The following is a 13718-nucleotide window of genomic DNA, read 5'->3' on the forward strand; positions in this document are numbered from 1 at the left end:
AACTGAAACATCTAAGTACCCCGAGGAAAAGAAATCAACCGAGATTCCCCAAGTAGTGGCGAGCGAACGGGGATGAGCCTGCACGACTAAACCGGTTACTTAACAGAACAAGCTGGAAAGCTTGGCCATAGTGGGTGATAGCCCCGTATGTGAAAAGTAGCCGGCGGGTCTGAGCGTGCGACAAGTAGGGCGGGACACGTGAAATCCTGTCTGAAGATGGGGGGACCATCCTCCAAGGCTAAATACTCGTGATCGACCGATAGTGAACCAGTACCGTGAGGGAAAGGCGAAAAGAACCCCGGGAGGGGAGTGAAATAGATCCTGAAACCGCATGCATACAAACAGTGGGAGCCTCGCAAGGGGTGACTGCGTACCTTTTGTATAATGGGTCAGCGACTTACGTTCAGTAGCAAGCTTAACCGGATAGGGGAGGCGTAGCGAAAGCGAGTCTGATAAGGGCGATTCAGTTGCTGGGCGTAGACCCGAAACCAAGTGATCTATCCATGGCCAGGATGAAGGTGCGGTAACACGCACTGGAGGTCCGAACCCACTAATGTTGAAAAATTAGGGGATGAGCTGTGGATAGGGGTGAAAGGCTAAACAAACTTGGAAATAGCTGGTTCTCCCCGAAAACTATTTAGGTAGTGCCTCGTGCGGACACTTCCGGGGGTAGAGCACTGTAATCGTTGGGGGGGTCATTGCGATCTACCCCGCGATAGCAAACTCCGAATACCGGAAAGTGATACACGGGAGACAGACGGTGGGTGCTAACGTCCATCGTCAAGAGGGAAACAACCCAGACCGCCAGCTAAGGTCCCAAATACATGGCTAAGTGGAAAACGAGGTGGGAAGGCATAGACAGCTAGGAGGTTGGCTTAGAAGCAGCCACCCTTTAAAGAAAGCGTAATAGCTCACTAGTCGAGTCGTCCTGCGCGGAAGATGTAACGGGGCTCAAGCCATGAACCGAAGCTGCGGATCTCGTAAGAGATGGTAGGGGAGCGTTCTGTAAGTCTGTGAAGGTGTCTTGTAAAGGATGCTGGAGATATCAGAAGTGCGAATGCTGACATGAGTAGCGATAAAGGGTGTGAAAAGCACCCTCGCCGAAAGCCCAAGGTTTCCTGCGCAACGTTCATCGACGCAGGGTGAGTCGGCCCCTAAGGCGAGGCAGAAATGCGTAGTCGATGGGAAACAGGTCAATATTCCTGTACCGCTCTATGATGCGATGGGGGGACGGAGAAGGTTAGGTCAGCCGGGTGTTGGACGTCCCGGTTTAAGCGTGTAGGCGTGCTCTTTAGGCAAATCCGGAGAGCTTAGCTGAGGCGTGACGACGAGGTCTCTTTGAGACCGAAGTGATTGATACCCTGCTTCCAGGAAAAGCCTCTAAGCTTCAGTCATAGAGTGACCGTACCGCAAACCGACACAGGTGGGCAGGTAGAAGATACTAAGGCGCTTGAGAGAACTCAGGAGAAGGAACTCGGCAAATTGATACCGTAACTTCGGGAGAAGGTATGCCTCGGTAGCTTGTAGGAGTACATCCGAAGGGCGAAGAGGCCGCAGAGAATCGGTGGCTGCGACTGTTTATTAAAAACACAGCACTCTGCAAACACGAAAGTGGACGTATAGGGTGTGACGCCTGCCCGGTGCCGGAAGGTTAAGTGATGGGGTGCAAGCTCTTGATCGAAGCCCCGGTAAACGGCGGCCGTAACTATAACGGTCCTAAGGTAGCGAAATTCCTTGTCGGGTAAGTTCCGACCTGCACGAATGGCGTAACGATGGCCACACTGTCTCCTCCTGAGACTCAGCGAAGTTGAAGTGTTTGTGAAGATGCAATCTCCCCGCGGCTAGACGGAAAGACCCCATGAACCTTTACTGTAGCTTTGCATTGGACTTTGACGGGACTTGTGTAGGATAGGTGGGAGGCGATGAGACTGGGACGCTAGTTCCAGAGGAGCCGTCCTTGAAATACCACCCTGGTGTCGTTGAGGTTCTAACCTAGGTCTGTGAATCCAGATCGGGGACCGTGCATGGTAGGCAGTTTGACTGGGGCGGTCTCCTCCCAAAAGGTAACGGAGGAGTACGAAGGTCACCTAGGTACGGTCGGACATCGTACTGATAGTGCAATGGCAAAAGGTGGCTTGACTGCGAGACCGACAAGTCGAGCAGGTGCGAAAGCAGGTCATAGTGATCCGGTGGTTCTGTATGGAAGGGCCATCGCTCAACGGATAAAAGGTACTCTGGGGATAACAGGCTGATTCCGCCCAAGAGTTCACATCGACGGCGGAGTTTGGCACCTCGATGTCGGCTCATCACATCCTGGGGCTGTAGCCGGTCCCAAGGGTATGGCTGTTCGCCATTTAAAGTGGTACGTGAGCTGGGTTTAAAACGTCGTGAGACAGTTTGGTCCCTATCTGCCGTGGGCGCTGGATATTTGAGGGGGCCTGCTCCTAGTACGAGAGGACCGGAGTGGACGGATCTCTGGTGTACCGGTTGTGACGCCAGTCGCATCGCCGGGTAGCTAAATCCGGAAGAGATAACCGCTGAAAGCATCTAAGCGGGAAACTCGCCTCAAGATGAGATATCCCTGGGAACTCGATTCCCCTGAAGGGTCGTTGAAGACCACGACGTTGATAGGCTGGGTGTGGAAGCGCAGTAATGCGTTAAGCTAACCAGTACTAATTGCCCGTGAGGCTTGATCCTATAACCTTGCAAAATGCAAGGCGAACACCGCGCAAAGCGCAGTCACATACCCCAAAGAACACTTCTTCCCTTTGACGCTTCGACCGCGAAAACGCGGCAAGCGGTACAAGTTATAGTCTGACGACCATAGCGTCTTGGAACCACCCCTTCCCATCCCGAACAGGACCGTGAAACAAGACCGCGCCGATGATAGTGCACAACCGTGCGTGAAAGTAGGTCATCGTCAGACTTACCCATCAAAGCCCCCGCGCACTACTGCGCGGGGGCTTTATGTTTTTAAAGCTCCGAAACAAAGCACCCTCAAAGAAAAAACATCTCCTCCGTAAGCGTAAGCCCCCGGCCATCCCATCTTCCGCCAGACCCGTAGCTCGCTAAACACGTCATCAGCGGTTCACTTGCGTTCGTCTCCTTGAACCCTACCTGACGGAGTCTCGCTCCGCCGTTTCCAGCAACGCTCACCACGGGCGCTCTTAACGCCCGCAGCTTGTGGCGGTTTGAAGCCTGCTCCTGCAAGCCGACTTCGAGGGGCCTACCCTCATCTTTGGTAAAGCATCGCTTCCACCTCAACAACGGTGGTTGCGTTCGTAGCACACGATGATCCTGATACTTGGCCACCAGCACTTGGGCGAGCAGCCCGGTGGTGGGAATGCCTTTGTCGATCACATGGGCCGGCACCGGGGCCTGGATGAGTGTCTCGCAGTGGGTGCAGACCCACTTGCCACGGATGTGGCGGAGGGCGCTGAAGGTGCCGGGGGGTAGTCGAACTTCTCCGCCACGTCCTCGCCGATGCGTTTCACATCGGGCAGCCACAGGTGCAGAAGGTGGAGTCCGGTTCGTGATGGATCTCGGTGCGAGGCAGTTCGGGCGGCAGCGGCTTGCGCTTGGCCTGGCCCTTGGCCGCAGAGGGTTTGCCGGAGAGCTGCTCGAGCTCTTCGGTCATCGCGGTAAGGTCCCCTTCGACCGTCTCCTCGAACAGTTGGGCCTGCTCCGCTGACAGGCGCTCGGTCTTTACGCCGAAGCGCCAACGCTTGTGCAGCGCCAGTTCGTGCGTGAGCTGGTCGATCTTGCTCTGGCGCCAAGTGAGCTCCCGATCCTGCGCGATGAGCAGGCTGCGCAGGGCGTCGGCGTCCAGTTCGTGGAGATTGGTGGGGAGAGCCATGCGCAGATCATGCCGCCGGCGCAGCGCCACAGCCATCGGGGCAACTCCGGATGGTGGACCGTCAAATCATCCGAATTACGCCGTCATCCCCGAGCTGCTGCCAGGGCAGACCGAGCACCAGGGCGTCGAACTGGGCCTGGGATAGGGTTAGGGAACCTGATCCAGTCCGCACGCCTTAAGGAGACGCTGAAGAAATCCCCGCCCAGCCTCTCCCGAGCGAGTTTCCGGCCAAGTCCATTCAAACATGCTGACCGCCAGGCATCAAAAGACCGATTTTCGAGGAGCATGCCGCCGATTTCACCGCTCAGGACGCACCTCGGGCATGCATCGCCGGCATGCGCCTTTGGGCGAGCAGCAGATTGGCGAAGCCAAACAGCGAGAAGAGTTGCGCCTCGTTCTTCGCCAGCCCGCGGTAGCGGGTCTTGCGATGCCGGAAGAGGTTCTTGATCACGTGGAAGGGATGCTCCACCTTCGCCCGGATGCTCGCCTTGAGCTTCTCGAAGCGCTCCTGCAACCGACCCAACGCATCGGCGGGCAGGGCCTTGCGCACGCTGCACTTCATCGCCACCAGCCATTCAACGGTCTTGCCCTGGTTCTCGGGGCGTTTCTCGACGCCTTGGTAACCCGCATCGCCGAACACGGTGTGCTCCTTGCCGTGCAGCAGGGCATGGGCCTGGCTGATGTCGCTGGTGTTGGCGGCTGTCGTGACCAGCGTATGCACCAGTCCCGACTGTGCATCGACGCCGATGTGAGCCTTCATGCCGAAGTGCCAGTTGTTCCCCTTCTTTGTCTGGTGCATCTCCGGGTCGCGCGCCTTCGCTTTGTTCTTCGTCGATGGCGGGGCCGCGATCAGCGTGGCATCGACAATCGTTCCTTCACGCAGGATCAGGCCTTGTTCGGCCAGATGGGCATTGATGGCCTCGAATCCGCGCCAGGCCAATCGGAGGGCGCCCACGGCCTTCACCCTTCGGATAGAACGGCTCGATCTCGGCCTCCAGCGCCGCCCAAGGCGTCACCGTGTTAATCCCGGCAAGAAAGCGATCGCGCCGCGTCAGCTTCTTCTTCGCGGCGTACTCCAGGTCAGAAAAGCTCGATTGCATCGATCAAGGTCTCGTAAGGGAAGGCACTGCGGGATTATCTCGCGTGTGCTCGTGTGCCGGGGGGCGGGGAATAAATCAGTGGCTCCTTAATGGGTATGAGCCCTTCGCCTATCTGAAGGACGTCCTCACCCCACTGCCGACTCAGCCCCAAAGCCGGATTGGCGAGTTGTTGCCGCATCAGTGGAAGCGGGCTGACGCCGCTTCGATCTGAAGCTCACGAGAAGGATGAGTTTGCCGGGTGCTTACAGTCAAATTCTATCGTGCAGAGCGCTTGTGTCTGGCTTGCTCCTGGCCTTGCTTAACCAGTGCAATAGGCACTGGAATAAGGCGTCTGGATCTACGGGTTTGGGGATGAAATCGTCCATGCCGGCTTCCAGACAGTGGGCTCGATCTTCCGCGAAGGCATTGGCTGTCATGGCAATGATGGGAATGGAGTTGCCCTGAGGCTGGGCGCGGATGCGGCGAGTGGCTTCCAGACCATCCAGTTGTGGCATCTGCACGTCCATCAGAATCAGGTCATAGGACTGCTGTACAGCCATTTCGACGGCTTCCAGACCATTTGTCGCGACATCCACGGTCGGCCAGACGTCCTTCAGCAATTCCAGCGTTACTTCCCGATTGACCGGTTCGTCCTCTACCAGCAGGAGTCGCCGCTTTCCGTGTTCCTGCGCCAGCCTTGTTTCAGGCGCGTCGATGGCTTTTGTCTCTGGTATGGCGTCGCTTTCCTCGCGCCGTTTCTTGACGATGGCAGTGAACCAGAAGGTGGAGCCGTGCCCGGTTTGTGTAGACACGCCTGCATCACCTCCCATGAGTTGGGCCAGCCGGCGGGTGATGGCCAGCCCGAGCCCGGTGCCGCCATAGCTCCGGCGAATCGAGCTGTCGGCCTGTTCGAATGGGAAGAAAAGTTTGTTCACCTGCTCGGGGGAAATGCCAATTCCCGTATCTTCGACTTCGAAGCGTATCCGGATACGATCATCCCATTCTTCTTCGATTCGTGTGCGCAAGGTGACGGAACCGGTGGACGTGAATTTGATGGCATTGCTTCCATAGTTGAGCAGTGCCTGTTGCAGGCGTGCCGGATCGCCAAGCAGGGCCGCCGTTATCGGCGGCGAGTCGATGTTCAACTGAATATGTTTCTCTTGCGCGTTCTGGGCCAGTAGCGAGGCGACATTGGCAACGACCGCGCCTATGTGGAGCTTGCTTTCGTCGATGACGAACTTGCCTGCCTCGATCTTCGACAAGTCGAGGATGGTATTAATGATGTCGAGCAGGTGCTTGCTGGCCACATTGATCTTTTCCAGGCGGCTTACTTGTTCATGTGGCACGCCGGCGCGCTGGATCAGGTGCACCATTCCGGTGATGGCGTTGAGTGGCGTGCGTATTTCGTGGCTCATGTTGGCCAGGAAGCTGCTCTTGGCCTGGTTCGCCCGTTCGGCTTCTTCCTTGGCCTGCCGGAGTGCCGCATTGGCCTGGGTCAGGTCACGGGTGCGGTCGGCCAGCAACTCTTCAAGGTGATGCCGATGTTGCTCGAGTTCCCGGGCGGTTTGTTTCTTCTCGGTGATGTCGCGTGCCGAACAGTAGACATAGCGTTTCCCGTCGATCTCTATGCCTCCGCCGAAGATCTCCACGTCGCGCAGGCTACCGTCCTTGCGTCGGTGGCGCGTTTCAAAAGTGGCCGGTGCATGATGCATGTCATCGAGGAGTTGGTAGAGGGTCCCTTCGGGAAAGTTGGCATCCCAGTCCGAGACCTTCATCTGGCACAGCTCTTCGCGGGAATAGCCGAGGTGGGCCACGAAGGAATCGCTGAACTCCTGCAGTCGCCAGTCCTCGTTGAAGATATGCACGAGATCTGTCGCAGTGCGCAGGATCTGTTGGTAGCGCAGGCGCTCGTCGGCGAGTTCAGTGTTGCTTCGGGTCAGTTTTGCCGTCTGTTCTTCAACCCGCTGGGAGATGATCCGGTTGCGGCTATTCAGTGAGTGCAGGAGCATGCCCAGCATCAGGCTGACGGATAGTCCGCCGCCAAGTGTCATCCACCAGATGGCCGGCCTCGACGAGGGCGAAAAGCCTTCGGGTGCGGAGACTCCGATCTGCCAGACCTTGCCGTCCGGTAGCTGAATTTGTTCCCTGTAGCGGAAGTCTGCGTCCGCAGACGTTTCCTGGTGAAGGGTTTGAGCTGCGGGCCCGCTGATGTCCTCGATGCTGATGGCCAGTTCGTCGCTTTGTTTGCCCATGCGGTCACGGGCGGCCTGGACAAGATCCCCGATGCGGATGACCAGGGTCAGAAATCCGGTGATAGAGCGATGTGCCTGGTCGTGGATAGGAAAGAAGGCGATCACGCCCGTCGTCCCGCTGGTACGGGACAAGACCAGTTGGATCGGTCCGGTCGTGGCGGCCTCGCCGCTGGCAATAGCCCTGTGAACGGCTTCCGTCCGTTCGTTGGGTTGTGGACCGGGATGCTCGCCCGGGTTGGTCAGGCTGTCGAAGCCCCGTGCCGCGAGATTGTTCCCGAGGGGTTCGACACGGAGGAAGGGGTAATACTCGGCCCGCTCCCCGGCAGGGCCGAAGGTACCGATCCGGGTGGCTTCGTTGATCGTGAAGCCTGGAATCTCCTGCTGGATGCGGGCCTCGAAAGCGGCGCGCTCTTTCTGCACGACGCGGGGGTTGAGACCAATCGCCTGCAGGTAGGGATGGTTGCGCAGCAGAGGGGTGGTGATCCGGCGAAAGCCCAGTTCGCTGTCATCGCCGGTCATCTCGAAATGCTCGGTGAGCGTCTTGAGCAGGTCGTAGGTCACCAGCAATTCGCGGCGAATCGTGTTGATCTGCGTCGCGGCAAGTTGTTCGAAACGCAGTTGGGCAGCCGTGTGCTCTTCGCGTCCAACCAGGGACGCCAGATAGAAGGGCAGTGCTGCGAGCGTGGCATAGACGATGCCCGTGCGCAGCATGCCCAGCAGACCTTGCCGGCCTGCGGGCGCCGTTGCCATGAAATTCCCCCGGAGCTTGTAGTGGTGTTATCTCGTCCGGGCAATGGTAGCGCTGAATGCGCCGGTCCGTCGTCCATCCGCTATATATGACCGGCTACATCCCGCACTGGGGGATGGATCACGCGCCTTTCAGCATGGGTGCTTCCCATTCCTGAAAATCGTCGGCCTGGCGCATGCGCAGGGCGCGTTCGGCGGAGCGCAGGGTGTTCTCGATGAGCATGGTGACGGTCATCGGGCCGACGCCGCCGGGCACCGGGGTGATCCAGCTGGCCTTCTCCTTGACGCCGTCGAAATCCACGTCGCCGACGATCTTGCCGGCATTGGGCCCGTCCGTGAGGCGGTTGATGCCCACGTCGATGACGATGGCGCCCTGCTTGACCATCTGCGGGACGATCAGGCCCGGTTTGCCGGCAGCGACGATGAGGATGTCGGCGAGGATGGTGTGCTGGGCGAGGTCGCGGGTTTTCGCGTGGCAGATCGTCACGGTGGCCTCGCGCTGCAGGAGCATCAGGGCCATCGGCTTGCCGACGATGTTGCTGGCGCCGACGACGACGACGTTCTTGCCGGCCACGTCGGTGCCGGTGGTGTCGAGCAGGAGCTGTACGCCGTAGGGCGTGCAGGGCGGGAAGATGGTGTTGCCGACGACGAGTCCGCCGACGTTGTAGAGGTGGAAGCCGTCCACGTCCTTGTGCACCGAGATCGCTTCGAGCACGCTGCGCGGCTCGATGTGGGGCGGCAGCGGCAACTGGATCAGAATGCCATGCACGGCCGGATCGGCGTTGAGGCGGGCGATGGTGGCGAGCACCTCGGCCTGGGGCGTGTCGGCCGGCAGGGCGATGTGGAAGGAGCGTACGCCGCACTCCTCGCAGGCCTTGATCTTGTTGCCGACATAGACGCGGGAGGCCGGGTTGTCGCCGACGAGGATGACGGCCAGACCGGGCTGCACGCCCTGGTCGGCGAGGTGATCGACGCGCTCCCGGAAGCTCACGCGCAGCTGCTTCGAGAGGGCCTTGCCGTCGATGATCTGGGCGGTCATCGGAACACCACCGTCTTGTTGCCATGGACGAGGACGCGGTCCTCGAGGTGGTAGCGCAGTCCGCGTGCGAGTACGGCCTTCTCGATGTCCTTGCCGTAGCGGACGAGGTCGTCGGGTGCGTCGGAGTGATCGACGCGGATGACGTCCTGCTCGATGATGGGTCCCTGGTCGAGCTCGCTGGTGACGTAGTGGCAGGTTGCGCCGATGAGCTTGACGCCCTTGGCGTGGGCCTGGTGATAGGGCTTGGCGCCGACGAAGCTGGGCAGGAAGCTGTGGTGGATGTTGATGATCTGGCCGGGGTAGTTGGTGCACAGCTCCGGGGAGAGGATTTGCATGTAGCGGGCCAGCACCATCACGTCGCCGTCGGCTTCGCGGAAGAGTTCTTCGACCTTGGCGTAGGCGGCGGGCTTGTTGTCGGGGGTGACGGGGACGTGGTGGAAGGGGATGCCGTGCCACTCGACGAAGCCGCGGAAGGTTTCGTGGTTGGAGATGACGCAGGGGATGTCGATGTCCAGGTCGCCGGAGTGCCAGCGGGCGAAGAGGTCGTAGAGGCAGTGTTCTTGCTTGGAGACGAGGATGACGACGCGTTTCTTGCGTGCGCTGTCGGAGATGCGCCAGTCCATGCCGAACTCGGCGGCGATGGGGGCGAACTTGTCGCGCAGGGTGTCGATGCCGAAGGGCAGGGAGTCGGCGAGGATTTCCTGGCGCATGAAGAAGCGGCGGGCTTCGGGGTCGGCGTGGTGGTTTGCCTCGGTGATCCAGCCGTGGTTCTTGGCGAGGAAGGCGCTGACGGCGGCGACGATGCCGACCTTGTCGGGGCAGGACAGGGACAGGGTGTAACGTCGGGTGGGGGTGCTCATGGGCTGTTTCCTTTTGCTCGGCCTCTGGCGGGCCATTGGGGGTTGCGTGAGGCAACCCCGTGGGGGCGAATTTATTCGCCTGCGGACTTGATCAAGCGACGGAGGGCGAATGGCTTCGCCCCACGGATACCCGGGTGTTCAGCCCTTGGCGGTGCGCTTGGTCTTGTCCGGGTCGTCGAACGGCAGCGTGTGGGTCGTTGCGCCGCATTCGAGACTAGCGCCGCGCAGCTGCAGCTTGCGGCCGGCGACGGCGTAGGCCGGATCGAGGCGGGCGATGGCCATCGAACGCTCCACCAGTCGCGAATACATGCCACAGGTGACGAAGCCGACCTTGGTGTCGCCGTCGTAGAGGGCGTCGCCGGCCTGCGCGGCCTGCTTGCTGGCCAGCTCGACACCGAAGATCTTGAAGCGCTCCTTGCCCTGCAGACGGTAGTGCTCGGCGGCGCCGCGGAACTCTTTCTTGCCCGGCGACACGGTGAAGTCCAGGCCCAGTTCCCACAGGCTGTCGCCAATCGGCTCGCCCTCCATCGGGTACATGTCGGAGTTGTCGTAGGGGTAGAACAGCAGGTAGCTCTCCACGCGCAGCCAGTCGAGGGCCGTGAAGGAGCAGGGCATGATGCCCATTTCCTTGCCTTCGGCGACGATGGTGTCCCAGATCAGCGGGGCATCGGCGGCCTTGCAGAAGATCTCGTAGCCGCGTTCGCCGGTGTAGCCGGTGCGCGACAGCATCACCGGACGGCCGAAGAGGGTCGTCTGCATGTGGTGGAAGTAGGGCAGCTCACGGATGCCCGGCACGTGTCTGGCGAGGAAATCGACGGCCACCGGCCCTTGCAGGGACAGGTCGTGCAGGTCGTCGTCGAACAGCACCACGACATTGCGCCCGACCGCGGCGCGGGTCATGATCTCGTGGCCGGCGCCGGAACCATGCACCACCATGAAGGCGTTGGGGCCGTTACGGTAGATCACGCAGTCGTCGATGAACTTGCCGGCCTCGTTGAGCATGCAGGCATACACCGATTTGCCCGGGTAGAGCTTGCTGACGTTGCGGGTGGTGGCGAAGTTGATCAGCGCCTCGGCGTGGGGGCCGATGATGTGCATTTTCTTGAGGCCGGATACGTCCATCAGGCCGGCACGGGTGCGAATCGCCGCGTGCTCGTCGGCCAGATCGGTCCGGTAGGTCCAGGCGGTACCCATGCCGTTCCAGTCTTCCAGGCTGGAACCGAGGGCGCGGTGGCGGTCAGCGAGGACCGAGAGTCTCCATGAACTCATCTGCAACTCCTAGTCGAAAAGGGGATGAAGCTTGAGTTCATTAGGCCAGTCGGGCCGGCGCGGGAAAATACTACTCTGGTACTACTTCAAGGCGGAGGGCGGCGGGGGGCGTTGCAGGCAGTAGGCCGCGACTTGCGGGAGGCCACTCTTGGGGGCGAACTCATTCGCCCTCGGACCTCGCGGAATGGATCTGGCCGCTGGCCCAAGCGGTGAAGGGCGAATGAATTCGCCTCCACGATCAGGCTGATCGTTCCTCCTCCCGCAACTCCCGCAGCCACACGGCGGCTTCGAAGCGGTTGCGCAGGTTGAGTTTCTGCAACACGTGCTTCACGTGGACCTTCACGGTGCTCTCGGCGATGCCGAGCGAGCGGGCGACGATCTTGTTCGATGCACCCTTGGAGACCAGTTCGAGGGTCTCCTGCTCCCGTGCAGTGAGGGAGGCCCAGCCGGCGTCGATGCTCTCCCGGCTCGGCGGCTGGGGCTTGGCGAGGATGCCGCCGATCTCGGCCGACAGCACGGTGCCGCCCGCGGCCACCTGGCGCAGCTTCAGGCAGAACTCGTCGGGCTCCATGTCCTTCAGCAGATAGCCGCTGGCGCCTGCCTTGAGGGCCTCCATCACGTCGAAGCTTGAGTCGGACACCGTGAGCATTACCAGCCGGGTTGCGGAGCCGGCGGTCTTCAGTGCGCGGACCACCGAGATGCCGTCGAGGCCTTTCATGTGCAGGTCTACCAGGGCCACGTCGGGCTGGTGGGTCAGGACGGCCTCGATGCCTTCGGCGCCGGACGCAGCCTCGGCGACCACGTGGAGATCACCGTACATCGAGAGCAGCTGGCCGATGCCCTTGCGGAAGAGGGCGTGGTCGTCCACCACCACCAGGCGGATCGGTGGCGTGTCGTCAGTGGGGCTGTGCATGGGCATTGTCCCTGTCGGGTTCGAATGGGGGAGAGGATGGAGAAGGCCCGGCTCGAGGGCGGAAGCGCAGTTCCACGCGGGTGCCGCGCCCGCCGGGGCCGGGGTGCAGCTCCAGGTTGCCGGCCAGCTGCCGGGCCCGGTCGTGCATGATCGAGACGCCGTGATGGCCTTCACCGCCGTTGCCGGCCGCTATCCCACGGCCATCGTCGTCCACCTGCACGACCACCACGCCGGCTTCGCAGTCCAGGCGGATCAGCGCGTGCCCGGCGCGGGCATGGCGGATCACGTTGGTCAGCGCCTCGCGGACGATCTGCAGCAGGTGGAATTCTTCGTTGACCGACAGCGGCGTGTCGCCGAGCCGGTAGTCGAGGCCGATCTCGGTACCGGCGCGGGCGGACAGTTCTTCCACCACCTCGCGGATGGCCTGCTGCAGGCCGCCGGGCGGCATGCTGGTGCGGAAGGCCGACAGCAGCTCGCGCAGATGGCGGTAGGCGCTGTCGAGGCCGGTCTTGATGTCGCCGGAGATCTCCAGCACCTTGCCGCCGGGCGCGCAGGCGCCGCAGCTGCGCCCGATCTCCAGTTGCAGGCGGGCGATCTGCAACTTCATGTAGGACAGGGCCTGGGCCAGCGAGTCGTGCAGTTCGCCGGCGATCGCATTGCGCTCGTCCATCAGGGCCAGCCGGCGGCGGCGCTGGGTGCGCTGCAGGCTGCCTAGGGACAGCGCGAACAGGCTGGCCACCGCATCCACCAGCCGGCTATAGCGGCTTTCAAAGAGCGTGTCGCTGCGTGCCTCCACCACCAGGATGCCGTAGATGCCGTCGGCGTCGCGCACCGGCACCGCCAGCTCGACCCGTTCGCCATCCGCGTGGGTCGCCTGGCGGCGCAGTCCGCCTTTGCGGGCCAGCGTTTCCGTGTCGAACTCGTCGAGCAGGCTGGCCAGCCGCGGTGCACCCAGGCGGGTCGGCACCCCCAGGCTTTCGGCGAGGGGGGTCAGCAGGCCCAGCGAGCAGCTGCGGGCGCGCAGGCAGTCGGCCATGTCCTCCAGCAAGGCGGTCAACCATTGGGCGCTGGCATTGTTTTCGGCCAGGCAGGTACAGGCGCGGTAGATGAATTCCAGCGAGCGGGTGGCGAAGCGTTCCTGCTCGTGGGCGTGGCGGGACAGGCGTTCGCTGTCGGCCACGCGGCAGGCCAGCTGGGCCGACACACCGTCCAGCGCGCCTATCAGCCGGTCGATCTCGTCGTTGCCGCCGGCCGGCGCGTCCGCACCGCTGGTGTGCGCAGCCAGGCGGGCCAGCGCACAGTCGGTGCGTTGCGCCAGGGTCCGGTGGGCGATGCGCAGGGTGATCGCGCAGCCGATCGCAAAGGCCAACGCCAGCACGATCTCCATCAGTTCGATGCCTGCCAGCCTGCTCGCCGCCAGGCTGCCGGGGGCTGCCCGGGCCGCTTCTTCCAGGCGGCCGGCGGCCCCGGCGCTGACGAACAAGGCCGCGCACAGGCTGGCCAGGCAGCTCAGCATGAGGCTCAGGCGGGACAGGAGCGGGTAGCGTTTCAGCACGTAAGCGTCGTTGGCGATGAGGAAGGTCGGTCGATAGGCCGTTCTCTTGAAGCAACTTTTGCGCCTTGTGGGAAACGCTTGTTTCCGTCCCCGATCAGAGCCGTGCCATGGCGGATGGAGTGAATCCTGCTTGATGCGGACGCTGTGC

Annotated in this window: 7 protein-coding genes, 2 rRNA genes and 2 pseudogenes (1 of these 11 running past the window's edge); 3 read left to right on the top strand and 8 right to left on the bottom strand. The window is 61.6% G+C overall.

Going from position 1 to position 13718, the window contains the following annotated elements:
- Positions 1-2697: ribosomal RNA gene (locus AC1PPK_RS04520) — 23S ribosomal RNA — on the top strand (it extends 186 nt beyond the left edge of the window).
- A gap of 116 nt (positions 2698-2813) precedes the next feature.
- Positions 2814-2926, top strand: a 5S ribosomal RNA gene (gene rrf / locus AC1PPK_RS04525).
- A gap of 564 nt (positions 2927-3490) precedes the next feature.
- On the opposite strand, the gene AC1PPK_RS04530 is transcribed toward rrf, so the two are convergent.
- Together AC1PPK_RS04530 and AC1PPK_RS04535 are read right to left on the bottom strand one after the other, a co-directional pair.
- Positions 3491-3892: a transposase domain-containing protein gene (locus AC1PPK_RS04530; RefSeq protein WP_481114961.1), complete on the bottom strand. Its 402-nt coding sequence runs from the start codon at positions 3890-3892 to the stop codon at positions 3491-3493.
- Positions 3893-4160: 268 nt separating this feature from the next.
- Positions 4161-4956, bottom strand: a pseudogene (locus AC1PPK_RS04535) (IS5 family transposase).
- A gap of 85 nt (positions 4957-5041) precedes the next feature.
- On the opposite strand from AC1PPK_RS04535, the pseudogene AC1PPK_RS04540 reads away from it, so the two are divergent.
- Positions 5042-5167, top strand: a pseudogene (locus AC1PPK_RS04540) (transposase domain-containing protein); the annotation flags it as partial.
- Between the two features lie 37 nt (positions 5168-5204).
- Here the strand turns inward: AC1PPK_RS04540 and AC1PPK_RS04545 are convergent.
- From AC1PPK_RS04545 to AC1PPK_RS04570, 6 genes are all read right to left on the bottom strand, one after another.
- Positions 5205-7937 carry a CHASE domain-containing protein gene (locus AC1PPK_RS04545; protein WP_481116657.1) on the bottom strand — a complete coding sequence of 911 codons (2733 nt, stop codon included), beginning with the start codon at positions 7935-7937 and terminating at the stop codon, positions 5205-5207.
- 118 nt (positions 7938-8055) lie between these two features.
- On the bottom strand, positions 8056-8973 hold the full coding sequence (folD, locus tag AC1PPK_RS04550) for a bifunctional methylenetetrahydrofolate dehydrogenase/methenyltetrahydrofolate cyclohydrolase FolD (RefSeq protein WP_481116658.1): 918 nt from the start codon (positions 8971-8973) through the stop codon (positions 8056-8058).
- Entirely contained in the window at positions 8970-9833 is an 864-nt protein-coding gene (gene purU / locus AC1PPK_RS04555; RefSeq protein WP_481116659.1) for a formyltetrahydrofolate deformylase, read from the bottom strand. Before purU ends, folD begins: the two co-directional genes overlap by 4 nt.
- Positions 9834-9971: 138 nt before the next feature.
- On the bottom strand, positions 9972-11102 hold the full coding sequence (locus AC1PPK_RS04560) for an aminomethyl transferase family protein (protein ID WP_481116660.1): 1131 nt from the start codon (positions 11100-11102) through the stop codon (positions 9972-9974).
- A 238-nt stretch (positions 11103-11340) separates the two neighbouring features.
- On the bottom strand, positions 11341-12015 hold the full coding sequence (locus AC1PPK_RS04565) for a response regulator (RefSeq protein ID WP_481116661.1): 675 nt from the start codon (positions 12013-12015) through the stop codon (positions 11341-11343).
- Positions 11999-13570, bottom strand: a complete 1572-nt coding sequence (locus AC1PPK_RS04570; protein ID WP_481116662.1) for an ATP-binding protein — start codon at positions 13568-13570, stop codon at positions 11999-12001. Before AC1PPK_RS04570 ends, AC1PPK_RS04565 begins: the two co-directional genes overlap by 17 nt.
- Between the last annotated feature and the right edge of the window lie 148 nt (positions 13571-13718).

This window comes from Zoogloea sp. JDB1, assembly GCF_056724025.1.